The organism is Kitasatospora sp. NBC_00374 (assembly GCF_041434935.1).
Lineage (GTDB): Bacteria > Actinomycetota > Actinomycetes > Streptomycetales > Streptomycetaceae > Kitasatospora.
Genome location: NZ_CP107964.1, coordinates 6,366,501 through 6,391,524, shown reverse-complemented (window position 1 = coordinate 6,391,524; position 25,024 = coordinate 6,366,501). Strand labels below are relative to the sequence as shown.

The 25,024-nt window shown below is 73.9% G+C and carries 21 protein-coding genes, 1 pseudogene and 1 riboswitch; of the genes and pseudogenes, 10 read left to right on the top strand and 12 right to left on the bottom strand.

Features of this window, described 5'->3' with window-relative positions; translation table 11 throughout:
• Window positions 1-206: 206 nt before the first annotated feature.
• Window positions 207-381, top strand: a riboswitch (M-box (ykoK) riboswitch).
• A gap of 364 nt (window positions 382-745) precedes the next feature.
• Window positions 746-1,912, top strand: a complete 1,167-nt coding sequence (locus OG871_RS28425; protein WP_371500576.1) for a magnesium and cobalt transport protein CorA — start codon at window positions 746-748, stop codon at window positions 1,910-1,912.
• 25 nt (window positions 1,913-1,937) lie between these two features.
• Here the strand turns inward: OG871_RS28425 and OG871_RS28420 are convergent, their stop codons facing one another.
• Window positions 1,938-2,942: a magnesium and cobalt transport protein CorA gene (locus OG871_RS28420; protein WP_371500574.1), complete on the bottom strand. Its 1,005-nt coding sequence runs from the start codon at window positions 2,940-2,942 to the stop codon at window positions 1,938-1,940.
• A 168-nt stretch (window positions 2,943-3,110) separates the two neighbouring features.
• Here OG871_RS28420 and OG871_RS28415 point away from each other — a divergent pair, with 168 nt between their 5' ends.
• The 7 genes and pseudogenes from OG871_RS28415 to OG871_RS28385 form a co-directional block, all read left to right on the top strand.
• Entirely contained in the window at window positions 3,111-3,905 is a 795-nt protein-coding gene (locus OG871_RS28415; protein ID WP_371500572.1) for a VOC family protein, read from the top strand.
• A 93-nt stretch (window positions 3,906-3,998) separates the two neighbouring features.
• Window positions 3,999-4,295 (top strand): hypothetical protein, encoded by a 297-nt coding sequence (locus OG871_RS28410; protein WP_371500571.1) that lies wholly within the window; start codon window positions 3,999-4,001, stop codon window positions 4,293-4,295.
• 118 nt (window positions 4,296-4,413) lie between these two features.
• A complete protein-coding gene (locus OG871_RS28405) occupies window positions 4,414-5,625 on the top strand; it encodes an FAD-dependent monooxygenase (RefSeq protein WP_371500569.1) in 1,212 nt (403 codons plus the stop codon).
• A gap of 158 nt (window positions 5,626-5,783) precedes the next feature.
• The gene (locus OG871_RS28400; protein WP_371500567.1) at window positions 5,784-6,575 is read left to right on the top strand and encodes a ParA family protein; all 792 of its coding nucleotides are present in this window, start codon (window positions 5,784-5,786) and stop codon (window positions 6,573-6,575) included.
• Entirely contained in the window at window positions 6,572-7,468 is an 897-nt protein-coding gene (locus OG871_RS28395; RefSeq protein ID WP_371500565.1) for a hypothetical protein, read from the top strand. The genes OG871_RS28400 and OG871_RS28395 overlap by 4 nt, the downstream gene beginning before the upstream one ends.
• 156 nt (window positions 7,469-7,624) lie before the next feature.
• Window positions 7,625-8,785 (top strand): sulfite oxidase, encoded by a 1,161-nt coding sequence (locus OG871_RS28390; protein ID WP_371500563.1) that lies wholly within the window; start codon window positions 7,625-7,627, stop codon window positions 8,783-8,785.
• 144 nt (window positions 8,786-8,929) lie between these two features.
• A pseudogene (locus OG871_RS28385) lies at window positions 8,930-9,262 on the top strand (hypothetical protein); the annotation flags it as partial.
• 26 nt (window positions 9,263-9,288) lie between these two features.
• Here the strand turns inward: OG871_RS28385 and OG871_RS28380 are convergent.
• Complete coding sequence (locus OG871_RS28380) at window positions 9,289-9,411, bottom strand: DUF397 domain-containing protein (RefSeq protein WP_371500561.1); 123 nt, start codon at window positions 9,409-9,411, stop codon at window positions 9,289-9,291.
• A complete protein-coding gene (locus OG871_RS28375) occupies window positions 9,395-9,658 on the bottom strand; it encodes a hypothetical protein (protein ID WP_371500559.1) in 264 nt (87 codons plus the stop codon). The genes OG871_RS28380 and OG871_RS28375 overlap by 17 nt, the downstream gene beginning before the upstream one ends.
• 67 nt (window positions 9,659-9,725) lie before the next feature.
• On the opposite strand from OG871_RS28375, the gene OG871_RS28370 reads away from it, so the two are divergent.
• Window positions 9,726-9,956 carry an ATP-binding protein gene (locus tag OG871_RS28370; protein WP_371500557.1) on the top strand — a complete coding sequence of 77 codons (231 nt, stop codon included), beginning with the start codon at window positions 9,726-9,728 and terminating at the stop codon, window positions 9,954-9,956.
• A gap of 4 nt (window positions 9,957-9,960) precedes the next feature.
• Here the strand turns inward: OG871_RS28370 and OG871_RS28365 are convergent, their stop codons facing one another.
• The 3 genes from OG871_RS28365 to OG871_RS28355 all read right to left on the bottom strand — a co-directional run bounded on the left by OG871_RS28365 (window position 9,961) and on the right by OG871_RS28355 (window position 15,296).
• The gene (locus OG871_RS28365) at window positions 9,961-13,056 is read right to left on the bottom strand and encodes an AAA domain-containing protein (RefSeq protein ID WP_371500555.1); all 3,096 of its coding nucleotides are present in this window, start codon (window positions 13,054-13,056) and stop codon (window positions 9,961-9,963) included.
• 318 nt (window positions 13,057-13,374) lie between these two features.
• Window positions 13,375-14,058, bottom strand: a complete 684-nt coding sequence (locus tag OG871_RS28360; RefSeq protein ID WP_371500553.1) for a response regulator — start codon at window positions 14,056-14,058, stop codon at window positions 13,375-13,377.
• Window positions 14,055-15,296 carry a sensor histidine kinase gene (locus OG871_RS28355; RefSeq protein WP_371500551.1) on the bottom strand — a complete coding sequence of 414 codons (1,242 nt, stop codon included), beginning with the start codon at window positions 15,294-15,296 and terminating at the stop codon, window positions 14,055-14,057. The genes OG871_RS28360 and OG871_RS28355 overlap by 4 nt, the downstream gene beginning before the upstream one ends.
• Before the next feature lie 224 nt (window positions 15,297-15,520).
• Between OG871_RS28355 and OG871_RS28350 the strand changes: the two genes are divergently transcribed.
• On the top strand, window positions 15,521-16,330 hold the full coding sequence (locus OG871_RS28350) for a DUF4386 domain-containing protein (protein ID WP_371500549.1): 810 nt from the start codon (window positions 15,521-15,523) through the stop codon (window positions 16,328-16,330).
• Window positions 16,331-16,347: 17 nt separating this feature from the next.
• On the opposite strand, the gene OG871_RS28345 is transcribed toward OG871_RS28350, so the two are convergent.
• The 6 genes from OG871_RS28345 to OG871_RS28320 all read right to left on the bottom strand — a co-directional run bounded on the left by OG871_RS28345 (window position 16,348) and on the right by OG871_RS28320 (window position 24,790).
• Window positions 16,348-17,586, bottom strand: a complete 1,239-nt coding sequence (locus OG871_RS28345) for a VWA-like domain-containing protein (protein ID WP_371500547.1) — start codon at window positions 17,584-17,586, stop codon at window positions 16,348-16,350.
• A complete protein-coding gene (locus OG871_RS28340; protein WP_371500545.1) occupies window positions 17,583-18,863 on the bottom strand; it encodes an AAA family ATPase in 1,281 nt (426 codons plus the stop codon). Before OG871_RS28340 ends, OG871_RS28345 begins: the two co-directional genes overlap by 4 nt.
• 56 nt (window positions 18,864-18,919) lie before the next feature.
• Complete coding sequence (locus OG871_RS28335; protein WP_371500543.1) at window positions 18,920-20,329, bottom strand: hypothetical protein; 1,410 nt, start codon at window positions 20,327-20,329, stop codon at window positions 18,920-18,922.
• 247 nt (window positions 20,330-20,576) lie between these two features.
• On the bottom strand, window positions 20,577-21,518 hold the full coding sequence (locus OG871_RS28330) for a YhjD/YihY/BrkB family envelope integrity protein (protein ID WP_371500541.1): 942 nt from the start codon (window positions 21,516-21,518) through the stop codon (window positions 20,577-20,579).
• Between the two features lie 249 nt (window positions 21,519-21,767).
• Window positions 21,768-23,609, bottom strand: a complete 1,842-nt coding sequence (locus OG871_RS28325) for an Ig-like domain-containing protein (protein WP_371500539.1) — start codon at window positions 23,607-23,609, stop codon at window positions 21,768-21,770.
• Window positions 23,610-23,713: 104 nt separating this feature from the next.
• Entirely contained in the window at window positions 23,714-24,790 is a 1,077-nt protein-coding gene (locus OG871_RS28320) for a hypothetical protein (RefSeq protein WP_371500537.1), read from the bottom strand.
• Window positions 24,791-25,024 lie beyond the last annotated feature (234 nt).

The window sequence follows — 25,024 nt, the reverse complement described above, 5'->3', positions numbered from 1 at the left end:
ATATGCCTGTCGGACCACCCATATCTGCCCATACAGAACAATTCACCGGCCCTTCCGTCACTGCATCCGCGACCGGAGGCGCCAGACCGCCCGGCACGGTCGGCCCCCGCCGATCCGCGCCGACCCATCTGACGCCCAGTCGACTGCCGCCGCCCGGAAGCTGGTCGGTGACGGTGTCGGCCGGGTCTACACTGGGCGCAGTTGTGCAGGCACCTCGTTCGGTGAGGCGTCGCCACGGACACAGGCCACTGACCCCACGACGTCGAGAGACGCCCAGGTTCAGGACAGGTCTCCCCGGCCTAAGGGGTGACCCCAAGTGGCTGCACCCCTCGGGTGCTACGCCGTGGCGTGCCAAAGCTCTGACGAGTTCAGGGGTGCCCCACCCGGTCCGCGGTGTATCCGCCGTGCCCGGGGGAATCTCCTGTGTGCCGAGTCCCGGCGACCCCTGCGGGCGCCCCGACGGCGAGGAGGTGAGAGCAGTGGAGTGCAGTAGTCCGGGCCGAAGTCGGCCCCACCCCGGGATGATCCCGTCCTGCCCCGACACCCTGTGCCTCTGCCGCCGTCCGTCGTCCGTCCCCCTCCGCAGCTCCCCGCGCTGACCTCAGCAGGATCGCGCGGGGCGCCCGCGCACGGGCACCGGACACAGCCGGGCGCTCCGGGGCGCTCCCACCCGCCTCCCCTGCGGACGCTGCCGATCGGCGTCGCCGGGCTCCGTGGCGGACACCGATCCGTGGAGGTTCCTGCCATGTCCGACTGGCGTGTGCGCGCGGTGCGCGCGAGCAAGCGTCCGTTCAGCCGTCCCGCCGGGCCGGTCCCCACCGGGCCGACGCCGGCGCCCGAACACTCGATGGACCCGAGGACGGAGCACCGGACGGAGTCGGTCACGCTCGAACGCTCGGTGGTGGACGCCGCGGTCTACCGCGACGGCCACCGGATCGACGCACCCGCCAGCCTGTCCGAGATCTACCAGCAGATCCCCGGCAAGCCCGGCACGATGACCTGGATCGGACTGTTCCGGCCCGCCGAGGCCCAGCTGACCGAGGCCGCCGAGCGGTTCGGGCTGCACGAGCTGGCGATCGAGGACGCCATCGTCGCCCACCAGCGCCCGAAGCTGGAGCGTTACGGCGACACCCTCTTCGTCGTGCTGCGCGCGGCCCGCTACCTCGACGACGACGAGGAGGTCGACTTCGGCGAGATCCACCTGTTCGTCGGCCCGGACTTCGTGGTCACCGTCCGCCACTCGCAGTCCCCCGACCTGTCCGCCGTCCGCCGGCGGCTGGAGGACGACCCCGAGCTGCTCGCGCTCGGCCCCGAGGCCGTGCTGTACGCCGTCCTGGACGCGGTGGTCGACGGGTACGCGCCGGTCATCGCCGGACTTCAGCACGACATCGACGAGATCGAGACGGAGGTCTTCGGCGGCGACCCCGGGGTCTCCCGGCGCATCTACGAACTCTCCCGTGAGGTCATCGAGTTCCAGCGGGCGACCCGCCCGCTGCTGGACATCATGGCCAGCCTGGAGGCGGGCTTCGAGAAGTACGGCACCGACGAGGAACTCCGGCGCTACCTGCGCGACGTCGCCGACCACGCCACCACCGCCGCCGAGCGGGTCGACGGCTTCCGCCAGATGCTGCAGAACATCCTCACCGTCAACGCCACCCTGGTCTCGCAGGCCCAGAACGAGGAGATGAAGCAGCTCGCCGAGGCCGGGCACGCCCAGAACAACGAGATCAAGAAGATCTCCTCCTGGGCCGCCATCCTGTTCGCCCCGACCCTGATCGGGACGGTCTACGGCATGAACTTCGAGCAGATGCCGGAGCTCAAGTGGGTCTTCGGGTACCCGTTCGCGATCGCCCTGATGGCCCTGGTCTGCGCCAGCCTCTACCTGGTCTTCAAGCGCCGCGACTGGCTCTGAACCGAGCCGTCCGGGGCGGCCGGGTTCAGAGCCAGTCGTTGCGGCGGAACGCCCGGAAGGCGAAGGCGCAGACCGCCACGATCAGCAGCAGGACGGCCGGGTAGCCGAACGTCCAGTGCAGCTCCGGCATGTACTCGAAGTTCATGCCGTAGATCCCCACCACCATGGTCGGCACCGCGACCAGGGCGGCGCCCGCACTGATCTTTCGCATGTCGGTGTTCTGCTGGAGCGACAGCCGGGCGACGCTCGCGTCCAGGATGCCGGCGACCAGTTCGTCGAAGGAGGCGATCCGCTCCTTCGCCTGCAGGTGGTGGTCGGCGACGTCGCGCAGGTACGCGGCGAGGCCGGCCGGCACCTCCGGCAGCGAACCGTCGGCCAGCCGCTTCAACGGGACCCCGAGCGGCACCACGGCCCGCTTGAACTCCATCAGCTCGCGCTTGAGTTGGTAGATCCGGCCGGCGTCGTCCGTCCGCTCGGGCGAGAACACCGCGGTCTCCAGCTCCTCCACGTCCCGCTCGAAGGCGTCGGCGACCTCCAGGTAGTGGTCGACCACGTGGTCGGCCACCGCGTGCAGGACGGAGACCGGACCCAGGCCCAGCAGCTCGGGGGCGGCCTCCATCTCCCGCCGCACCCCGGTCAGCGCCGGGGCGCTGCCGTGCCGCACCACGATCGCGAACCCGGGCCCGGCGAAGACCATGATCTCCCCGGTGTCGACGATCTCGCTGGTCGCCGTCACCCGGTCGTGGGCGACGTAGACGATCGTCTTCAGCACCAGGAACAGCGTGTTCCCGTAGCGCTCCAGCTTCGGCCGCTGGTGGGCACGGACGGCGTCCTCCACGGCCAGCGGGTGCAGCTCGAAGGCGGCCGCGATCTCGTCGAACTGCTCGGCGGTGGGCTCGTACAGGCCGATCCAGACGAACCGGCCCGGCTGCTCGCCTATCCGCTTCAGCACGTCCGCCAGGTCCACCCGGCCCGGCAGCCGCCGGCCGTCCTCGTACAGCGCGCAGTCCACGACCGCCTGCGAACCCATCACGCCACCGCCCTCCCGGACCCGGCACAGCGCCGTGCAGCCCACGGCGCGCCAACCTACCCGTCCGGACCGGCCAGGGTGAAGCCGGTCAGCGGCTCGCGGCCGACAGGCGGGCGGCGGTGCCCGGTGTCAGGCTGGCTCCCGATGGATCTCTGGAAGGAGTCCCCCATGATCACCACCGACTTCGTGCCCGGCTCCCCGTGCTGGCTCGACCTCGGCGCGCCCGACGTCGACGCGGCGACGGCCTTCTACACCGCGGTGTTCGGCTGGGAGGCGCAGTCGTACGGCCCGGAGGCGGGCGGGTACACCTCGTTCCGCCACGGCGGGAAGACGGTCGGCGCGGTCGGCCCGCTCAACGAGGAGGGCGCCCGCTCCGCCTGGATGCTCTACTTCAACACCCCCGACGCCGACGCGACGGCGCAGGCCGTGGAGCGCATGGGCGGCACCGTCCGGGTCCAGCCGATGGACGCCGGCGAGGACGGGCGAATGGCCCAGTTCACCGACCCGCAGGGCGGGCAGTTCGCGGTCTGGCAGCCGGCCGCCCAACCCGGTCTGGAGGCCGTCGACGAGCCGGGCACGCTGAGCTGGACGGAGCTCTACACGACCGACGCGGACGCCGCCCGGCAGTTCTACGGGGAACTCTTCGGCTGGCAGACCGAGGCCATGCCGATGCCCGGCGCAGAGGGAACGTACTGGCTGATCACCCCGGCCGCACTCCCCCAGGAGCGGATGCAGGGCGGCCTGATGCAGCTGGCCGCGGAGCACCTGGCGCTGACCGGCGGGCGGGCGTACTGGCACCCGGTGTTCGCGGTCGCGGACTGCGACTCGACGGTCGCCGAGGTCACCGGTAGCGGGGGCAGCGTCCAGATGGGGCCCGAGGACGTACCCGGCGTCGGCCGGCTGGCCGTCTGCCTCGACCCCTCCGGCGCGGACTTCGTCGTCCTCAAGCCCTCCCCGAACTGACCCGCCACCTGCGTCGGCCCGCCGGGCCGGTCGGGACGGCGTCCGGCGTGAGATCCCCCGGCCCGTCCGGGGGATCTCACGCCCGGGAGTGCCATGCGCCACCGCCACAGCTTCCACGCCGACCGGGCCGGGCACTCCGTCACCGTGAACATCCGGTCGGGCTGGATCACCGAGACGGAGCTGCTGGTCGACGGCCGGGAGATCGCCTTCCACCGGGAACACGGGCCGGGCACCCTGCCGCGGACGCTCTCCGGCGCGCTGCCCGGCCGTCCCGACGAGCCGTTCCGGGTCCGGATCGACCGCCCCGCGGCCGGCTCGCCCGCCCTCGTCTGCGAACTCGGCCCGGACGGAGACACCCTGCCGATGGTGGAGACCACCGCCGCGCCGTGAGAGCCGTCCGGCCCCGCCCGGTCGACTACTGCGTCACAAACCGTTTCGCGGGCCGCATCGCCGCGAAGGCTCCCGGGGTCGGACGACGGTCTGCACGACAGCGGCGGGAGAACATGCGGTGCGCGGAGGACGGGTGGCCGTGGTGGGCGGGAGCGTGGCGGGCTGCGCGGCCGCACTCGCCGCGGCGCGGACGGGTGCGGACGAGGTCGTGGTGTTCGAGCGGGCCGCCGGGCGGCTCCAGGACCGGGGCGTCGGGCTCGCACTCCACAACGACCGGTACGCGGAACTGGAGGCCGCCGGTCATCTCGACGCCGGCATGCCCTGGGTCCAACTCGCGCGCCGGCCCTGGGTGGTGCGCGACGGGGAGCGGCGCGCGGGCCGGGAGATCGGTGTCCTGCCGTTCCCGTTCCGCTCGTACAACTGGGGTTCGCTCTGGCAGGAGCTGCGGAGCCGGATCCCGGCCGGTGTCGACTACCGCACCGGCGCCGCCGTCGGCCGGGTGGTCCCGGACGCGGCGGGCGCGGTGGTGTGCCTGGCGGACGGGAGCGAGGAGCGATTCGACATGGTGGTCGGCGCGGACGGCTACCGCTCGGTCGTCCGGGCCGCGCTCTACCCGGACGCGGTCGCCCGCTACGGCGGTTACCTGGCCTGGCGCGGGACGCTGCCGGCGGACCGGCTCCCCGGCCCGCCGGAGGCGTTCGCGGACCGGGACGCGACGACGGTGGTGTTCCCCGGCGGCCACATGATCGTCTATCGCATCCCCGGCCCGGGCGGCGCCGGGACGGACGTCAACTGGGTCTTCTACGCCACCCCGCCCGCCTCCGCCGTCCTGCGCTTCGACGACCCGGCCGCCGCGCCGGGCCGCGACCTCACCGCCGAGCTCGCCGCGTACCAGGACGCCCTGATGGAACGCCACTTCCCGCCGTTCTGGCAGGAGGTGGTCCGGCTCACCGACCCCAACCAGGCCTTCGTGCAGCCGATGTACGACATGGCCGCGCCTCACTTCGCCCACGGCCGGCTCGCCCTCGTCGGCGACGCGGCCTCGATCGCCCGCCCGCACACCGGCAGCGGCGCGATCAAGGCACTGCAGGACGCCAGCGTGCTGGAGCGCGCCCTGGCCGGCGCGACAAGCTGGGAGGAGGCCCTGCAGCGCTACGACGCCGAACGGGCGCCGGTCGGCCGGGCCGTGCTGGAACTCGGCCGCAGCCTCGGTCGGGCGCAGGTCCAGGAGACCCCGCGGTGGGAGGCGATGGACCAGGCCGCGGTCGAACGGTGGTGGCAGGAGGCGGGCGGCGGCACCGGCTTCGGGGGGCACGCGCTGCGCGGCTGAGCACGCGGGGGCGGCGGAGAGCTGGGCCTTCCGGCCGCCGTCCGGGTGTTCCTTGTCCGGGGCGGGCGGCCGTCCGGGCTGTTGGGTGATCGGATAGTTACTCTGCGAGCACGGCCCACCCCTCACGGTGGCCGGAGCGCGGCGGAGAGGAAGCCCGAATGCGGATTGCGGTGTGTCAGAACAAGGGCGGCTCGGGGAAGTCGGCGATGGTGGTGAATCTCGCCGCCGCCCTGGCCGAGGCCGGCGAGGAGGTGGACGTCGCCGACGTCGACCCGCAGGGCAACGCCTCCCGCCGGCTGGGTGCCCGGCCGGAGCCGGACCAGATGACGATCAGCGAGGCGATCAAGTGCGACGCCCTGGGGGCGGCCAGGGACGCGTACGTGCCCTGCGGCTGGGGCGGGATCTACGGTCGGCGGATCCGGGTCCTGCCGGCCAGGTTCGAGCTGGAGAACCGGATCTCCGAGGCCGGCACGGTCGGCGCCGTGAAGCGGCTCAGACGGGCGCTGGCGGGGTGCGACGACCGCAGGATCACGCTGCTCGACTGCCCGCCGTCCCTCGGGCACCTGACCCAGCTCGCGATGGTGGCCGCCGACGTGGTGCTCATCGTGGCCGAGCCGGAGTTCGACGGGATCGAGGGCGCCGTGCGGGTCCTGAACTTCGTCCGGGACCACGCCGACGACCTCAGCAACCCGCGGCTACGGGTGGCGGGGGTCGTCCCGTCGCGGGTGCGCACCGGCCTCGGCGTGCACGACTTCCAGATCGAGGGGCTCGACGCCTGTTTCCCCGGGCTGGTGTGGGCGCCGCACATCCGCGAGCGGGCCGTCGTCAAGGCCGCCGCCGACTCCGTGGCGCCGCTGCGTTCGCTGCGGACCGTTCCCGCCCGCGAGGTCGCGGACGACTTCGCGAAGCTCGCCACGAAGGTCAAGCACCTCCAGGAGGCCGCCGCATGAGCGAGCGCCCGCGCCTTCAGCGCCCCGACAGCACCGCGACCCTGGCCGGTCCGGAGACCCTGCTCATCGGCAACCGCCCGGGCAGCCGCCGTACCGCCGCACGCCCCGACGCGCCGGACTCCCCCGCCGTGCCGGTCCGGCTCGGCGAGTGCACCCTGGCCGAGCTGGAGGCGCGGGTCGCCGCCGCGCAGGCCGAGGGGGTGGAGGCGGTCCGGCAGGCCGAGGCCCAGTTCGAGTCGGACAAGCAGGCCGCGCACCTGCGGTTCGCCCAGCACGCCGGGCCGGCGCTGTGGGAGATCCACGACCGCAGGCTGTACAAGGCGACCCATGCCACCTGGGACGAGTACCTGACCGAGCGCTGGAACCTGTCCCGGTCCTACGCGCACCGCCTGCTGGAGATGATCCCCGTCCAGGCCGCGCTGTTGCCAAATCCGGCTTTTGGCAACCTGGTGCTCCGCGAGTCCCAGGCCCGGGTGCTGGTGCCCGTCCTGCGCGAGTACGGCGCCGAGCAGGTCCGCGAGGTGGTGGAGAAGGTCCTCGCCCACGGCGCCAGGCCGACCGCGAAGGCCCTGACCGCGGCCCGGGCCGAGCTCGGCTACGTCCCCAGCAGCGTCGCCGAGTGGGAGCGCCGCGAGCCGGTCGACCGGCCGGGCCCCGCCCCGGAACCGGACGAGAGCAGGCTGGCCCTCGGCGACCTCGAACGGCTCGCCGGGGTCCTGCGGGCCGCCCTGCGCGACCTTCCCGCGACGCTGGCGGCCACCGCCGCGCACTCCTTCCCCGCGGAGACGGAGGCCGCCGTGGCCGATCTCCGCAGGCAGCTGCGCCGGGCGGCGGGCCTGATCGGGGCGGACCTGGTCGACCGGCGGCGCCACCCGGCGGTCGACGGACGCTGACGGGACGGCCTCGGGCGGCGGTGGGTGGTGCGGCGGTGCGCGGCGGTCGGGAGTGCGACGGCGCCGCGCGCTGCCTAGCCTGGGTGGGAGGAGCCACCGGCCCGCCCCGCCGCGAGCGACGAGGCCGGGCGCGGGGCTGGGCGAAGGGACCGGCGGATGGACCCACGGCTCGGAGAACTGAGCGGACCGGCCCGGTTGGCCGGACCGGACGAGGACATCAGCGCTGCGGAACTCGGCCTGGCCGCCCGCAACCACGGCCTGCCGCTCGAAGCGATGGTCGACGACCTCACGCCGCCCGGCCTGCACTACGTGCTGGTGCACTACGACATCCCCCGGGTGCGGCCCGGCGCCGAATGGCCCGTCACGGTGGGCGGCCGGGTGCGCCGGCCGCTGACCCTCGACGTCGCCGAGCTGCGGCTGCGCCACCCGGCCACCTGCCGGGTCACGATGGAGTGCGCCGGCAACGGCCGGGCCCGGCTGGAGCCCCGGCCGATCAGCCAGCCCTGGCTGGTCGAGGCGGTCGGCACGGCCGAGTGGACGGGCGTGCCGCTGGGGGAGGTGCTGGCCGAGGCCGAGGTGGAGGACGCCGCCGTCGAGGTGGTCTTCACCGGCGCCGACCACGGCATCGAACGCGGCGTGGAACAGGACTACCGGCGCAGCCTCCCGCTCGCCGAGGCGATGCGTCCCGAGGTGCTGCTCGCCTACGAGATGAACGGCCTGCCACTGCCCCCGCAGCACGGGCACCCGCTGCGCCTGGTGGTCCCCGGCTGGTACGGCATGGCGCACGTGAAGTGGCTCCGGGGCATCAGCGTGGTCGACACCCCGTTCACCGGGTTCCAGCAGGCGGCCGCCTACCGGATCCGCCGGTCACCGGACGACCCCGGCCGGCCGGTCACCAGGATGGCGCCGCGCGCGCTGCTCGTCCCGCCCGGCTTCCCCGACTTCCTGTCGAGGGCGCGTGTCCTGCGGCCCGGGCCGGTCCTGCTGGAGGGCCGGGCCTGGTCCGGCACCTCTCCCGTCCGCGCCGTGGAGGTGAGCACCGACGACGGCCGGAGCTGGACGGCGGCGGACCTGGACGCGGCGGGCGGCCACCCGTGGGCCTGGCAGAGCTGGCAGGCCCGCTGGACGGCGACCCCGGGCAGTCATGTCCTCTGCGCCCGGGCGACGGACGCCGACGGGCACACCCAGCCGCTCGAACAGGCCTGGAACACCGGCGGGTTCTGCAACAACGCCGTCCAGCGCGTCCCCGTGCTGTGCGTGCCGGCGGCCGGCCCCGACGGCGACCCCGTACGCGACCCCGGCCACGACCCCGGCTGAGCCGCCGTCGGCAGCCGAGTCGCGCGGCGACACGTCCCGACGGCGTGCAGGGCCTGCCGAGCTTCTTCCGGAGCTACGCCGACGCACCGTCGCCGTGGCCCGCGACTGCCAGGGTGGCGCTGGAGAGATACCAGCTGCGCGGCCGACTTCGTCCTCCTCCGGCCGGACGGAATGCCACTCGCTGTGGCCGACGCCAAGTACAAGGCCGGCAGGCCCGGCGGATACCCGGACGCCGACCTGTACCAGATGCTCGCCTACTGCACCGCGCTCGGGCTCGCGGAGGGACACCTCGTCTACGCGAAGGGCAGCGCCCCGCACACCTCGCACCGCGTCCGGCACACGGGCGTCACGATCCACCAGCACGCGCTGGACCTCGACCGGCCGCCGGCCGGGCTGCTGGCGTCCTTGTCGCTGCCGGGCTTACTGCCGACGTACCCGAGCTGGAAGGCGCGTTGCTCTGGGATGAGCCTGAAGTAGAGCCGGTCCTTGCCAGGTGGGCCCCGTCAGGCCTTGTAGCTGGCGGCAAAGCGGACGAATGCCGTCCACCCAGCAGGGTCAAGCCTTAGCACCGGCCCTGCCTTGTCCTTCGAGTCGCGAACATGTACGGCCTCAGCGGAGGCCGCCACCTCGACGCACTGGCCGCCCTCCTCGCTGCGAGTAGCCCTCCTCGATCAGCTGGGCGCGGGCCCCGGAGACGGCCATGCGCCCCTCGGGACTGCGGCTGCCGAGGGTGAGGATGGTGTCCCTGCTGCCAGGCGGCAGGGACAGCGCCCACAGCAGCAACGTCTTCGCGGTGGCCCGTAGACGAGGGTGGCGGACGATCTCGTGGGACGCCCGTACGTAGCGCTCGGGCGCGATAAAGTGAACGTGCATGAGGAGCTTCGACTCCATGTGCCGGACCCCGGGGTGTTGACGCACCGCCGGGGTCAACTATTGATCTGTGACCGCCGCTGACCCCCGGCGGCGCGGCATGGACGGGACAGCAGCACTTCGCATCGAGGTGTCCGACACCCGCACCGAGCGGACGCCGCCGGCTGTTGCGGGAACTCCCTGCTCGGAGGCCGAGTCGGGCCGGGGCCTTCTCCTCGTCAGCCGGCTCGCGGCCCGCTGGGGCACTGTCCCGCGCGCGGCAGCGCCGGGCAAGGGCGTCTGGGCCGAGTACGTCCGCTGAGCCCTCACGGCAGCCAGCGGGCGGCCTGGTCCCGGGGGACACGGGCGGCGTCGACGTACCAGAGGCCGTTCGGCTTGTCCCAGCGGGCGCCGAGCGACCTCTTGGCCTCGTCCTTCTCGTTGTAGGCGACCTTGAGGTAGAGCCGGCCGTTGACGACGTCTCCCGGGCGGATGCCCACGGGATCGGCTGCGGTAGGAACCGAAGGCCCGGCGTCGGCGGTACCGCGGCCGCCGTGCCACCTGCCCTCCCCACCGGTCGCCGCCTGCGGATTCCACGCCGCGCGGTCCTTGCGTGCCCGGTCGATGACCCGGCTGACCTGCTCGCACGACGCGGGGTCGGTGAAGCGCATCATCAGGTCGGTCGGGCCGGCGTTCGCCAACAGGTTCAGCGATCCGTGCCAGAGCACCGCGCTGTCGAGGATGAGGACCTTCTCGTGCATCCGTTCCCGGAAGTCGACCTCGCAACCGGCTGCCCTCAGCTGGTCGATCCGCTGCTGGTGGCGGTCTGTCCCGGCGGCGTCCCGCTGTTCTTCGGGTGCCCGGGTGTAGACGACGACGCGAACGCCCGCGGCGGCGCGTTCGCCCAGGAGCGCCGACCACCGGTGCACCGGCTGCGGGTCGAGGAACGGGCAGTAGATCTCGATGCTGGTGCGGGCCCGTGCGATGTCCCACTCCACGGCCTTGTAGACCTCGTCGGCCGGGAAGAACGCCGGCCGCGCCAGTTCCTCCTCCGAGAGGGCGGACAGCTGCGCCGCATCCCGGGTGGGAACCAACTGGTCGGCGGACATCAGCTGGGCGCGGCTCTCAAGGTGGTCGAGCATGACGCGGGCCTCGCTGTGCGGGGCGAGATGTCGACGCAGGTGCTCGACGTCGGCGACGACGATCAGGTGGTCCTGGGCCCGGCTGAGGGCGACGTTCAGCAGCCGGCAGGTCTGCGAGGACAGCCCGGTGCCGCTGTAGAAGATGCCGGGATCCTTTCCGGCGCCCACCGCGGTGTCGAAGACGACGATCGGCCGCTGGCTGCCCTGGAAGCGGTGGATGGTGTCGACGAGACCCTCGTACTCTTCCCCGAACCGGTACGTCAGACTGCCCTTCAGGGCCTTGACCTGGGCGCGGTAGGGGGCGATGACCGCCAGCCGGTCGGTCGCACGTTCCCCCTCCGCGAGGTCGGTGCCCTCCCACTTGCGGCCGGGCAGCACGCCTTCGTACTGGAGCCCTCGGACAAGTTCGTGGACCACGGCCTCGTTGACCGTGTTGGCCCGGTAGTCGGGCCCGGCGATCCGCTGCTTCGAAGTGTCGACGAGGATGACCGGGACGTCGACCAACGGGTTGGAAGGGATCCGGCTGCCATCCGCGCGGCCCGTGGCGAGCGGCGCGTCCGGATAGGCGACGGCGTTGACGAGTTCGCAGATCGGCCCGCGCATGCGGTACTGGGTGTCGAGCGCGACGAGGCGCGGGTCCTCACGGACCGCGCCGGACTCGGTGACCAGACCGGCCGCGTGGAAGGCGTCCCGGGCCGCCCAGTGCCGTGAATGGGCACGTTCCTCGTCCGTGGCCTTCCGGTCACCGTCCCCCTTGGTGACCGCCGGCAGCTGCCGGAAGTCCCCGGCCACGACGACCCGCTTCCCGGCGAGGCCGGCGGCGAGCCAGGCCGACGGGAGGTCGACCATCCCCGCCTCGTCGATGACGACGACGTCCACCCGGTCCAGCAGCTTCCGCGACTGCACCGCCTTGGCGACCGTGGCCCCCATGACGCGGCACCTGGAGCGCACGGTCTGCTGGATCCTGCTGCGCTGCCGGTTGAGCTCGTCGGCCTGCTTCTGCAACCCGTCCGCCTGCCGGACGAGTTCTGCGAACGACGGGAGCCCCGTGAGCTTCTGCCGGACCCCGGCAAGGCGCCCGCTCACCTCGCCGATCCGGGCGGCGAGTTCCTGGGCCTGGCGGCCGGCCGCGACACCTAGGTACTCGGCGTTCTGTGCCGCCTGCACAGCCCGGTCGAGGTCGCTCCGCCAGGCAGCCAGCCTGGCCTCCTTCCGCTTGGCGAAGGGCCCGGTCGGAGCTCCCGCCTGGCTGATACTCAACCGCAGTCCGGCTGCGTCGGCCTCCCCCCTCAGCTTCTCCTGCTCGGCAGCAACCGCCGAAGCAGTTGCCTCCTTCCAGGCGGCGCGGTCCGCCGTGAGACGTTCCTCCAGCGTCCGGGCCTCATCGTGCAGTCCCAAGCCGGTACGGGCACGGCCAAGGGCGTCCGCCGTCTCCGTGAGCGCCTCGTCGAGCCGGGCTGAGACCCTGGTGGCGATCCGGGCGGTGTCGACGTAGTCGCCGTACCTCTCGCGCAGCGAAGGCAGCTCGATGTCGCCGCCACGCTGGACCAAGCCCTCGGCGAAGCCTTCCTGGCCGGCCAACAGGTCGCAGATCCGCTCCAACGCCTGATCGACGGCCACCTTGGTCGGGGCGAGGAACAGGACGTTGTGGCCCTGCCGAAAGTTGCCCTCGACGATGTGCCCGACAACGTCCGTCTTTCCCGTTCCCGGCGGCCCCCACAGGAAGAGGACCTGACTTGCCAGGGCCCGCTCGACGGCCTGCCGCTGGCGTGGGTTGAGCTTCAGAGCATGCCAATCGGCCACCCACCGCGCGGGGTCGGACTCCCGCCCGAGAACCGGAGTGCCCTGACCGACGATCCACCCCGCGCTCTCGATCCGTACCGGCCCCTCCGCCTCGCCCGCCGCCTCCAGGCGCTCGGCGAGGACCACAAGACCGGCCGAGTCGTCCTTGCGGAGCTGGGCGTTGTCGATGCTCTGGCCCAGGTTCTCACTGACGGCCAGCCGCACCTTGCCGTCCGGCATCCTGGAGGCCTCAGCCGTCGCCCAGGGGCCGCGGGCGTGTGAGAGCCGCACGAGCACGGGTGTGCCGTCCAGGGACCGCGGCCACTTCCGGCACCCGAACAGGTACTCGTACCGCCCCTCCGTTGCGGACACGAGACGACCGTGGAATATGTCCGCCTTCTCCGCGTCCTTGGCGTCATCACGCCGCTCGGTGCGTATCTCCGCTCGGACGGCCGCCAACAGTTCCGTCACCGGATACGGCCGCTCGGTCTGCGTCATGCGTGCGCTCCCCCGTGACTCCCGCAATTTGCTTCGTCCACTGTAGGGAGAACACCCGGGGCCGCGGGCGCCTTTGGACGGGTATGCATCTCAAGCCGATGCTCACCTCCTGACGACGTTCAGGGATAAGGCCGTCCCAAGGACCAGGCCGGGGTGCCAGCCAGAGAGGGAGGGCCCAGCCGAACGGAAGGCGCAACTCAGCGGGACCAGGCACTTCCCATCGGCGCCGGGCCCATCCCGATCGGTGGTGTCCAGCGGTCGAGCCCCTCGCCTCCGAAGGCCGCCCCGCCCTGTGGGAACGCCGCCCATGTCGGGGCGCTAACCGGGACCGGGACCGGCCCCCGGGTCCGGGCCGCCCGCGTCGTGGACGCAGCGGGCGACCTGGACCCGGTTCGTGACCTCCAGCTTCGCGAACACGCTGCCCACGTGCGTCTTCACGGTGGCCACCCCCATGAACAGCGACCGGGAGATCTCCGTGTTCGTCAGCCCCTCGCTGACCGCGTACGCGACCTCCCGTTCGCGGTCCGTCAGGCGGTCCAGCAGGGCGCGGGCGGCCCGTCGGCGGGAGTCGTCCGGCGAGGCGGTGACGGCGGCGATCAGGCGGGTGGTGACGGCGGCGGACAGGATCGGTTCGCCGAGGGCCACCCGCCGTACGGCGAGGACCAGGTCGGCCGGCGGGGTGTCCTTGAGCAGGTACCCCACGGCGCCGTGCCGCAGCGCCGTCAGGACCGTCTCGTCGGTGTCGAACGTGGTCAGGATGACGACCCGGGCGCCGGCGCCCTGTTCCCGCAGCCGCCGGGTGGCGGCGAGCCCGTCCATCCTCGGCATCCGGATGTCCATCAGGACGACGTCGGGCAGCTCGTGCGCGACCAGGTCGAGCGCCTGCTGGCCGTCGGCCGCCTCGCCCACCACCTGGAGGTCCGGGGCGCCGTCCAGGATCATCCGCAGACCGGCTCGTACCAGCGGATCGTCGTCCACCAGCAGGACCCGGACCCTGCTCACGCCGGCCACGGCAGGCTCGCCCGCACCACGAAGTCCCCGCCGTGCTCCGCCCCGAACTCGACCGTCCCGCCGTCCGGTTCGGCCCGCTCCCGGAGCCCCGCGAGGCCGACCCCCGCCGACGGCAGTGCCAGGCCCGGCCCGGCGCCGGCCCGGTTGCGGACCTCGATGCCGAGCCGCCCGCCGGGTGCTCCGGCCAGCCGTATGCCGACCGGCTCGCCGGGGGCGTGCTTGCGGGCGTTGGTCAGCGCCTCCTGCACGACCCGGAACGAGGTGCGCGACATCGCCTCCGGCAGCCCGCCGAGGTCCGCCCCGGCACCTGCGGGCAGGCCCGAGGTGTCGAGCCGGACCACCGAACCGGCCTCCCGGGCGTCGGCCAGCAGCGCCGGCAGCTCCGCGAGCGTCGGCTGGGACCGCTCGACACCCTCCACCGCCCGGCCGTCCCGCAACACGCCCAGCACCTGGCGCAGTTCGGTCAGAGCCAGTTGCGCGTTGCTCTGGATGGTCTGGGCGGCGGCCGCCGTCTCGGCCCGGTCGAGGTCCTCCCGGTACGTCAACACCCCGGCGTGCAGCGCCACCAGGGAGATCCGGTGCGCCAGGTCGTCGTGCATGTCCCGGGCGATCCGCGTGCGCTCGGCCTCCCGGGCCGCCTGCGCGGCCAGGTCCTGCTCCCGCTCGGCGGTCAGCGCCCGCTCGTGCAGCGAGGCGAGCAGCTCGCGGCGGGCCCCGAGGTAGCCGCCCGTGGCGGCGGCGGCCGCGTAGATCGCCAGCACCACCAGGACGTTGGCCGCCACCGAGGAGGCTCCGCCGTCCACGGCGGGCGACAGCCACGGGCGGTACACGCCCTGGGAGACGATCGCGCCGACCGCCGAGAGCGCCCCCGCCCCGACGATCCACCGCCGCCGGCGCCAGGTCGCCATCGACCCGACCGCCAGCACCACCGCTCCCAGCCCCGCCACCGAGACCGGGGCCACGGCCACCGCCGCGTACGCGACGGCCGGCGGGAACCGGCGCCGGAGCGTCAGCAGGGCCAGCACCGCCGCGCCGAGCAGCAGGTCCAGCAGCAGCGCCCCGCCGACCCGTTCACGCTGCGCCGGCGCCGGCGACCCGGAGAGCAGGACGGCGGCGTGCGCGATCCAGGCGACGCAGCCGACGGCCGCCGCGAGCAGGTAGGGCCACACCCGTGACCAGGCACTGGGCGGCGCGTTCAGCTGAGGCAGCGGCGGTCGTGGAGTCTTCATGGGGCCACAGCGTAGGGGGCTCGCCGCAGCCCGGGGACCCCCGTTCAGCTCGGCCGTCTCCACCCTGGGGTGGAGGCGTTTTCCGACCGCGAGGGGAGGTCTGCGCCGCGCCGGGTCGGCAGGCTGCTCATCACCGGATGCGACCCGCCGGGCCGAGGGCCGCACACCCATTCCACGCAGGCCACCTCATCCACGCCACAGGGCGACGAGACGGAAGCAGGACGATGAGCACACACCGAAGGACCGCGACGATCACGGGGGCACTGTTCATCCTCGCGGCGATCACCTCGATGGCGGGCCTCCTCCAGTACAGCCCGATCCTGGACCACCCCGACTACACCGTCGCGGGCCCGGCGCAGGCCGGCCGGGTGGCGGCCGGGGCGCTCCTGGAGGTCATCTGCGCGTTCTCCGTCATCGGCATCTCGATCACCGTCTTCCCGGTCCTGCGCCGGTACCGCCAGGGATTCGCCCTCGGGTACGTCTGCTTCCGGCTGCTGGAGGCCACCGTCATCCTCGTGGGCGTCATCAGCCTGCTCTCGGTCGTGACCCTGCACCAGGACTTCGCACGGACCCCGGACGCCGACTCCTCCGCGTACCTGGCGGTCGGACGGGCGCTGGTGGCGGTCCACGACTGGACCTTCCTGGTCGGCCCCAACCTCGCCCTGGCCCCGAGCACCCTGATGATGGCCTGGTTCCTGTACCGGACGAGGGCGGTACCGCGCTTCGTGGCGCTGCTGGGTGTCGTCGGCGGCCCGCTGATCTTCGTCTCCGCCACGCTGGTGCTGTTCGGCGCCTACCAGCAGATCTCGACCTGGGGAGCCCTGTGCGCGCTCCCGGTGTTCGCGTACGAGATGACGCTGGCGGGGTGGCTCCTGGTCAAGGGCTTCGCCGCACCCGAACCGGCGCCCACCGCCGCACCCGCACCCGCACCCGAACCGGCGCCCACCGCCGCACCCGCACTCGCACCCGCACTCGCACCCGAACCCGCCCTCGCGGCCCCCGACGCGCGGCGCGGTGAGCCGGCCGACCGCTGATCCGGCCGGCCCGGGCTTCACCCGATGGTGACCACCCGGGCCCACTCCGGCGGCGAGTCCGGCACGTAGTCGGGATCGTTCTCGTCCCACGACCCGGCCCGCTGCCGGGGAAACAGGCCCACCACCGTCCGGCACGCCGGCCGGTGGTCCGGCCATGGCGTCTGACCGTCGGTCAGCACCACGACGACGTCCGGTCGGGGCTGCGTCCGGAGTGCCTTCGCGAAGCCGGTCCGCAGGTCCGTACCGCCGCCGCCCAGCAGCGGGATGCCCTCGGCGCGGCACAGCGGGTGCACGACCCGGGCCGCCGCGTCGCACGGCAGCACGGTGACCAGGTCGCGGCGGCCGCCCACGGCGCGGGAGATCGCGGCGACCTCCAGGAGTGCGCTGCCGAGTTCGGCGTCACTGACCGAGCCGGAGGTGTCGATGACCACGGCGACCCGTGGCGGCCTGCGCCGCAGGCTCGGCAGGACGACGCCGGGCACCCCGGCCGAGCGCCGCGACGGCCGGCCGTAGGTGTAGTCCTCGCCCGCGCCGGAACCGGACACCGCCGAGCGGACCGCCGCACCCAGCAACTCGCGCCACGGCTGCGGCGGATGGAACGCATCCTCGGCCCAGCGCCGCCACCCCTGCGAGGCGTTCCCCGGGCGGCCGGTGATGCCCTGCGCCACCCGGAACCGCACCGCGTCCTGCTCCTGGGCACTGAGACCGTGGGCGCCGTCGGGCCCCAGGTCCCACTCGCGTTCCAGGCCGTCGGCGCCGCTGCCGCAGTCCAGCCAGGCCATGGCCTGCGTGAGCGGTCCGAGGCCGAACTGGCGCAGGTAGTCCTCCATGAGCTCCCCTTCGGGCAGCTCCAGGGACTGCGGCCGGACGGCGCCCTCGGGCCGGACCAGACCGTCGCCGTACACGTCGTCGTTGATCTCGCAGTCCGCGGCGATGTTCATCCGCAGCCGTTCGCCCGGGCCGGTCAGCCCGCGTTCCCGCGCGACCCGGTCGCTGCGCCCGTGGTGGTCGCGCAGCAGGTGCGACACCTCGTGCACCCACACCGAGGCCAGTTCCTCCACCGGTGTGCGCTCGACGAACGGCGGCGAGACGTAGCACCGCCAGTGCCGGTCGACGGCCATCGTCGGCACCCGTCGCGACTCCACGGTGTGCAGGGCGAACAGCGCCGTCGCCAGGTAGGGCCGGGCCCGAGCGGCGTGCAGTCGGGCGGCGAACAGCTTGTCGAGGTCCAGTGCCCTCGGCGGGGCCGGGGTCACCGGCCGGCCTTCGCGGCGACCGCGATCCGGTCCGCGGCCCGGTCCGCGGCCCGATCCGCCCGCCGGGACAGCGCCACCGCGCCGGCGAGCCGCTCGATCGCGGCCGGCACGTCCCAGTCCTGTCGGCGCAGCGAGGCGAGGGTGGTCGCCGGGACGACGACCAGGTCCGGGGCTCCGGTCTCCATCGCGCGGACGAGGAGCGTCCAGGCCGCGTCCCAGCGGGCCCGCTCCGGGCGCTTGCGGACCGCGTCCACCACGCCGTCGAGCACGGCCTGGCGCAGATCCCCGCGCTCCGGCAGGGCGGCGCCCGCCGGGTCGGCGAGCAGCACCTCGGGGTCGGGGAGGTCCATCCGGTCCAGGCCCGCCAGCAGTTCCAGCCCCGGACCGTCCCCGACCGTGCCCCTGACCAGCAGGGAGAGCACGTCCCGGGAGGAGCCCGCCGCGGTCGCGAAGGCGATCAGACACAGGGTCATCTCCCAGCTCCGGGGCGACGGCCAGGGGCCGCCCCGGCGGGTTTCGTTGCCGGGCAGACGGTGGACGAGCGCGGGGCGGGCGGCGAGGAGCCCGCACACCGCACGGCGCGCGAAGGCCACGGCCTCCGGCAGCCGCTCCGGGTCGAGCCGGGGCAGCGTCGCCCGGGGCCAGGTGCCGCCGAGGCCGCGGACCACGACGTCGTGGTCGTGGGTCCACTGGAGATGGACGAACCGGTTGGCCAGGGGCGGGCTCAGCTCCCAGCCGTCGGCCGCCGAGGAGCGCGGATTGGCGGCAGCCACGATCCTTACCCCGGGCGGCAGTTGCAGGGCGCCGATCCGCCGTTCCAGCACCAGGCGGAGCAGGGCGGCCTGCACGGCCGGCGGCGCGGTGGACAGCTCGTCGAGGAACAGCAGCCCCCGGCCGGCCCGCACCAGCTTCACGGCCCAGTCCGGCGGGGCCATCGGGACGCCCTGTTCCGCGGGGTCGTCCCCGACGACGGGCAGCCCGGAGAAGTCGGACGGCTCGTGCACGCTGGCGATCACCGTCGTCAGCGGAAGGTCCAGCGCCGTGGCGAGCTGGGTCAGGGCCGCGGTCTTGCCGATCCCCGGCTCTCCCCACAGCAGGACCGGCAGATCGGCGGCCACCGCCAGGGTGAGTGCCTCCAGCTGCGAGTCGGGGCGCGGTTCGGTGGTGGCGTCGCGCAGCAGGGCCAGCAGGTCACCGGCGACGTCGAGTTGGGAGGTGCGGGGCGGGTCGGCGAGGGTCTCGGTGGCAGCGGACGGGGCGGGTGCGGGTGCGGGCATGTGTCATCACCTGTCGGTTCGTGGGAGCGGAGTCTGCGGAGGGGGAGGTCCCCGGGTCAGCGAGGCATCGCGTGGCGCGGGTGGGAGCGGCGATCGCTGGATCGGCGACGGTCCGGGCCGTTACGGGCGGGACCGGGGCCGGCCAGGCCCGCCCTGAACAGTCCGTAGGTGATCCGCTGCAGCGCGGCCGCCTCCAGTTCGTCCCGCAGCGCGCCGCTGCGCAGCAGGGCGTCGGGGCCGAGCAGTCCCTCGACCACGGCCAGCGCGCCGGCGGTGTCGCCGTGGTCCAGGCGTTCGCGGACGCCGCCGAGGCAGTCGGGTCGGCGGTGCGCCTCGTCGATGGCCTGCAGGCACGGAAGCGGCGTACCGGTCAGCGCGACCAGCAGTTCCTCCCGCCGGATCTCGGCGGGGTCGTGGTCCATCGGCGCCAGGACGCCGTCGACCAGGCCGATCCGGTGCCGAGCTCCCCGGCACTCCACGAGGCGCGGCTGTCCCGCCCGGTCGGGAGGCCGCAGCGGGCCCGCGGCCGGACGGCCCGGTACCAGTGCCGAGGCCACCAGCGGATGCAGCCGCTCGACCTCGATCGCTCCGGCGCGGACCAGTTCCAGGTCGGGCAGCACCCAGGTCGCCGCGTCCGGCAGCACCGGCGGCGCGACGGGAGGTCGGTTGACGGGCGCCGCCGCGATCCGCAGGGCGGGCGGCCCGAGACCGTCCGGGTCCGCGGCGAGTTCCAGGAGCAGCCGACGCCGCCCGCCGAGTCGTACGCCGACGGCTCCGGCGGCGCGCCCCTCGGCGTGGAGCAGGATCCCCGCCTCGGCCGCCCACCGGTCGACGGCGCAGCGGCGCCCCTGCGGCACTGCTCCCCATGGGTCCCGGTCCGTCGCGGGGCGGCCGTCGGAGGGCGGCCGATCGGCCCCGGAACGGGTCCGCAGCTCGTCGGTCCTGCGCGCGTCCCACAGGTGGCGGTGCAGGTCGAGACGGAACCGCCGGTCGGGACGGGGACGGGGATGGGAATGCCGGCGGGCGTCGGCCCCACCCGGGCACTCGTCCCACAGCGCGAGGCTGATCCGCTGACCGGCATCCGCCCAGGCCGGCGGAGTCCGGACCACCAGGTGCACCGCGCCCGCCCCGGCACGCCCCACGGCGTCGTACCGCGCCAGCGTCAGCGTCAGCCCCGGTCGCAGCAGCCCGTCGGGGGCGATCCTCGGGAAGTGCCAGCGCAACAGGTCGGGCGCCAGGTGGCGCAGATCGGCCCGGACCCGCGCTGCGAGGTCACGGCCGTGGGTGCGCGCCACGGAGCGCAGATCGAGATCGACGTCGAGGCCCGCGGCGGCGCACGCCCCCGCCCAGTCCCCGACGGAGCGGCGGGCGGACGCGGTCTCGATCACGGACGGCGGCACGGCGTACTCGCGCACGCGCAGCCAGAAGGAAAGGCGGGAATCCCCGTTCACGGCCTGAGTGAGCATCAGCACTCACCTTGCGTGGACGGGACCCCCGATCTGTCAGCAGGAGTAGTCGTCATCGCGGGGAGCATAGCCCTCGCCGGCTCCGGCCTGCCAGGCATTTCCGGATCGAGGCGCATCCGGCCCCGCCGGCCCACGCGGCGTACGCCGTCGACGAGTTACCCGGCGACCGGCGGCGCGCCTCCCCCGGCTGCGCCCGGCCCCTGCCCGCCGGCCCAGCCGCTCGCGGCACCCGTGCCGTGGGCGCCGCTCAGGGATGTTTCGACTTCCTGGACGACCGGATGCGGGAGATCTGCCCGCGGGCGGTCTGCCACCGCTCCCGCGCCTGGGCGATCACGGTGTCCCATTCCCGGCGGACCTCGTCATCGGCCGGCCGCTCACCCCGCCGGATCCGGTCCAGCTCGTCGTCCACCTCCCGGCCGAGTACCGCCGCCCCCACGACAACGAGCACGACGCCGAAGAACGCCGACAGCATGGCGAAGACCACGCCGATCGCGCCGTAGCGCGAGGCGTACGCGTCGAACAGGCGCGGCACGTAGAACGCGGCACCCGCCGAGTAGACCGCCGTCAGGACCGCCGCGATGATCCCGAACGGCACGAGGTCCCGCCAGGCGATCCGGTTCGCGGACAGCACCCGACCACCCCAGACGAGGAAGGCGCCGGTCACCGACGCTCCGAGCAGGTACGCCCACAGCAGGAGATGCCGCCCCTGGCCGACGGCACCGAGGAGCCAGCCGTCCACCAGCGCACACACCACGAAGCCGACGGCCCACTTCAGGTCGTTCAGTGTGTTGCGCACACTCAACGGCTTGAGCTGCCAGGTCTGTTCGAAAAGTCGCTGAGCCGCGCGCGCGAAGCTCAACGTCGAGATCACCAGGAAGACCGCTCCGAAGACGCCGACACCCACGTCGGGCGGCACGGACAGGAGCTGGCGGACCGCATCGGCCGCGTCCCCCGTGAGGCCGTACCGACTGATGATGTGGTCGGCGGCATCCTCGTCCCCGCCCCAGGACAGAGCGGCCCCACCGAGAATCGCGAGCGGCACCGTCGCCGTCAGCATGCTGGAGGCCAGCGCCATCGACCGGTCGAAGCCCGCGATCCGCTGGAAACAACCGACGACGCGAAGCGCGAACGCCGGGCGCAACCAGAACGTCAGCGTCCTGCCGACGCGCTCGCGGTCGATCTGAGCCACCCTCCTCTGTCCGAACCGACGGACGGTTCCGGTCCGGCCGCCGGTGGCAGCGGGCCGGATCCGCACGTCGTGAGCAGCGTGCATGCCGTTCTTCCCGACGGTACGGCCGGCCCCGGAGAGCCCATGACAGACGCGCAGAGTGCGCCGGGTCGCGGTCAGCCGTTCGGTGGACAGCCGGACCACCTGCTACCGGCACCCTCGCCGCACCGGCCGACGGCGGCTACCGGGAGCCTGCCCGCCCGTCCCCAATCACCGGCACTGTCCGGACCTCGGCCCGTCCGCCGTGTTGCCCGCCTGGGACAGCGTCGGTATGTTGCCGTCGCAGCTCAGGGGCCCGCCGACCTGGTTGCCCTCGAACTCGGGGACGCTCTGGTCGGGCAGCAGGCCGCTGCCGCTGTTGCCGGTGATGGTCACCGGCGCCTTCAGCGTGTTGCCCGAGACCTCCATGCCCCCGGTGTTGCCGTTCAGGTGCACCGGGGCCTCGAAGGTGTTGCCCGCGCACCCCGTCGTGTCGTCCCGGTCGGAACCGATCAGCACGAAGCCGGTGGTCCCGTTGACGCCGAGCGGGCCGGACAGGGTCGACCGGCAGATGGTGAGTGCGGCCGCGCCGTCGGCGGCGACCGGGCCGTTGATCCGGACGCCCGAGACGGCCAGGGCGCCGCCCGGCTTCACCGTGACCGGCCCGTCCTGCTCGCCGCCGGGGCCCATGCACAGCGACTGGCCGGAGGCCACGGTCAGCCTGCCGTGGTGCGCCGTGACGCACGGCGCGCTGAAGCCCACGGTCACATCGGTGGGCTGCGGCGTGCTGCTCGCGGTGAAGCCCGGGTCGCCGCTGTAGGTCGCGGTGATGCCGTGGCGCCCCGGCTGGAACTTGCCGGTGCTGAGGCTCGCCCGGCCGCCGTTCAGTGGCACGGTCGCCAGCGTCGTCGTCCCGTCCGCGAAGGTGACCGACCCCGCCGGGGTGCCCGCGGCCGGGATGGCCGGGGCGACGGTCGCGGTCACGGTGACGGAGTGCCCGAAGAGCGGAGTGGCGGTGTCCGCGGAGAGGGAGACCGAAGTTCCGTACCGGAACGACACGGTGGCCCTGCCGCTGCCGTGGTTGACGCCCTGGAGGAGGGAGACCCCGGTCGCCGTCGGCGCCGCGTGGCTGCTGCCGCCGCCACCGCCCGCGCCGGGGAAGTAGCCCGGATTGCCGCCGCCGGAGCCGCCGCCACCGCCGTGCCAGCCGCCACCGCCACCGCCGCCGCCGGGGCCGCCCCCACCGCCGTTGCCGCCGGTGCCGCCGCTGCCGGGGTTGGGCTCGCTGGTGATGGGGTCGAAGTCGATGCCGGGGGTGCCGGGGCCGCCCACCAGGGTGTTGGGGTTGCCGTGCCCGGCCGCGGTCCGGCCGGCACCGCCGCCGGCCAGGCCGGAGCCCAGCGGGCCGTTGCTCTGGCCGCCGTCCCGGCCGACCTCGCCGCCTCCGGCGCCGCCCTGAAGCTCGGGGCCGCCGTTGCCGGCGCCACCGCCGCCGCCCGCGACCAGGACCCGGTCCGCGCCGCCGAACGCGCCGACCCGGACGTCCGAGCCGCCGCCGCCCGAACCGCCGCCGCCGTGCGCGCCGCCGCCGCCGCGCCCGTGGCCGGTACCGCCGGGACGCGCGAACTCACCGTGGCGGGACGAGCCGGGTATGCCGGCCGCGCCCAGGGTGAGCTGGAGGGTCTGGCCCGGCGTCACGGGCAGGGTCGCGCGGGTCTCACCGCCGAGGCCGCCGGGCGCTCCGTCGATCGCGGGGTGGGGAACGATGTAGCCCGCCGCGCTGCCGCCCTCGGCGCCGAACAGGTCGACGGTCACGGCTGTCACGCCGTCCGGGACGGTGAAGGTGTCCGTACCGACGGAGTTGTAGGTGCAGGTGGGCTGCGGGGCGGTGGTGAGGACACCGCCCGTGCCGCAGGGAGCGGCCGCACTCGCCTGGCCGGTCGCGGCGCTCGCGGTGCCGGCGACCGCGGTGACGGGCACGATCGCCGCGGCGACGAGGCCGGTGGTGCCGGCCACCGAGATCATCCTGGATCTGAGGATCGTCCGCCGGGACTTCGGGCTGCTGTTGCTCATGGGAGTCGACGCTTTCTCTCCGGTCCTGTGGGCGACCGGGGTGGGGAGAGGGATGGTCCGCAGGCGGGACGGGCCCGCCTGCGGACCAGGGTTCGACCGGTGGCTCAGACGCCGTCGTTGGCGCAGAGCGCCCAGACGTCCGAGTAGGTGTTGGCGGAGCCGGCTCCGCCGGTGTGGGTGTAGGCGGTCCAGTACGCGGCCGACGTGGTCCCGTCGCCGACCGGACTGCCGCCGCTGTCGCTGGGGTAGCTGCCGTTGAGGTGGTCGCCGCCCGAGCCCGGCCCGGTGAAGTCGGTGGTCGTGACGCTGCCGCCACTGATGGCCGCGCCGCCGCTGACCAGCTTGCCGTCGGTGCCGCAGCCCACGGTCACGGTCTGGCCCGTGGTCGCCGAGGTCGGGCCGCTCACCTCGCTGTGGTGGACCTTCACGGTGACGCCGCTGACGTTGATGCCGCCGCCGCTGCAGATCGCGTACGCGTACGTGGTGTTGGTGGTGCCGCCACCGCCGCCGTTGTAACCGACCGCCGTCCAGGAGTCGGGGTTGGTCTCACCGTCGGCCGCGGCCTTCAGGCCGTAGTCGTGCGCGGAGTTGTCGAAGGTGGGGAAGCTCGCGATCGGCTTGAGGCTGCCGACGTCGGCCGGGGTGGTCCGGGCGCCGCCGCCGAGCAGCACGGTGTTGGCCGGGCAGGTCGCCGTGACCGCGAGGGGCGTCGACGAGGTGGTCGGCCCGGCGGCCTTGTTCATGACGGTCTGGGTGTGGTTGATCAGATTGCTGGTGAAGCAGACCGCGTACGGGGTGGACGAGAACGAGCCGTTCACCGCGCCGCCGCTGCCGCCGATGCCGAGCCAGTGGGTGTTGTCGGTGCCCACCACACCGGTCGAGCCGGTGTACTCGGTGGAGCCGTCGGAGCTGGGCGCGGTGCCGTTCACGTGGTTGCCGTTGGACGACGTACCGGTGCCGATGGCCTGGTCGATGCCGCCGCCGGAGACGAGACCGCTGCTGCAGTCCGCGTGGGTCGAGATCTCGGAGAAGGTGGTGGAGGGGCCGGCGGTGGCCCCGGGGGTCTTCACCGTCACGCTCACGGTGTTGGCGTACGCGACGCCCGGCACCGCCAGGGCCAGTACGGCGCCCATGACCAGCGCCCTGCCCACGGCGAAGTGCCGCAGAGATCTCTTGTGCAACGAACTCTCCCTTGTTGATTCCGGGCTGGCCACCCGTCGGCGGCGAGGCTTCGCTGCGGAGTGGGGGCCGGCCGACGTCGTGTGGGTGGTGGCGGGGTCGCCTGCTGCGGCACCGGGTCAGCCGCCCTGCGGATGTACGCCGCCGTCAGCACGCGTGCGGAGGTGGGGGGACGTGGATGCCACCCCCCTGCAGCGTGACGGCCCAAGGGTGTTGGACCGGCCGCCTCGCCGTCC

Coding starts and splice junctions, on each gene's coding strand:
- OG871_RS28350 (WP_371500549.1), top strand. CDS start 15,521: ATGAGCACACACCGAAGGACCGCGACGATCACGGGGGCACTGTTCATC.
- OG871_RS28340 (WP_371500545.1), bottom strand. CDS start 18,863: ATGCCCGCACCCGCACCCGCCCCGTCCGCTGCCACCGAGACCCTCGCC.
- OG871_RS28395 (WP_371500565.1), top strand. CDS start 6,572: ATGAGCGAGCGCCCGCGCCTTCAGCGCCCCGACAGCACCGCGACCCTG.
- OG871_RS28425 (WP_371500576.1), top strand. CDS start 746: ATGTCCGACTGGCGTGTGCGCGCGGTGCGCGCGAGCAAGCGTCCGTTC.
- OG871_RS28410 (WP_371500571.1), top strand. CDS start 3,999: ATGCGCCACCGCCACAGCTTCCACGCCGACCGGGCCGGGCACTCCGTC.
- OG871_RS28400 (WP_371500567.1), top strand. CDS start 5,784: ATGCGGATTGCGGTGTGTCAGAACAAGGGCGGCTCGGGGAAGTCGGCG.
- OG871_RS28375 (WP_371500559.1), bottom strand. CDS start 9,658: ATGCACGTTCACTTTATCGCGCCCGAGCGCTACGTACGGGCGTCCCAC.
- OG871_RS28355 (WP_371500551.1), bottom strand. CDS start 15,296: ATGAAGACTCCACGACCGCCGCTGCCTCAGCTGAACGCGCCGCCCAGT.
- OG871_RS28390 (WP_371500563.1), top strand. CDS start 7,625: ATGGACCCACGGCTCGGAGAACTGAGCGGACCGGCCCGGTTGGCCGGA.
- OG871_RS28420 (WP_371500574.1), bottom strand. CDS start 2,942: ATGGGTTCGCAGGCGGTCGTGGACTGCGCGCTGTACGAGGACGGCCGG.
- OG871_RS28415 (WP_371500572.1), top strand. CDS start 3,111: ATGATCACCACCGACTTCGTGCCCGGCTCCCCGTGCTGGCTCGACCTC.
- OG871_RS28325 (WP_371500539.1), bottom strand. CDS start 23,609: ATGAGCAACAGCAGCCCGAAGTCCCGGCGGACGATCCTCAGATCCAGG.
- OG871_RS28335 (WP_371500543.1), bottom strand. CDS start 20,329: ATGCTCACTCAGGCCGTGAACGGGGATTCCCGCCTTTCCTTCTGGCTG.
- OG871_RS28365 (WP_371500555.1), bottom strand. CDS start 13,056: ATGACGCAGACCGAGCGGCCGTATCCGGTGACGGAACTGTTGGCGGCC.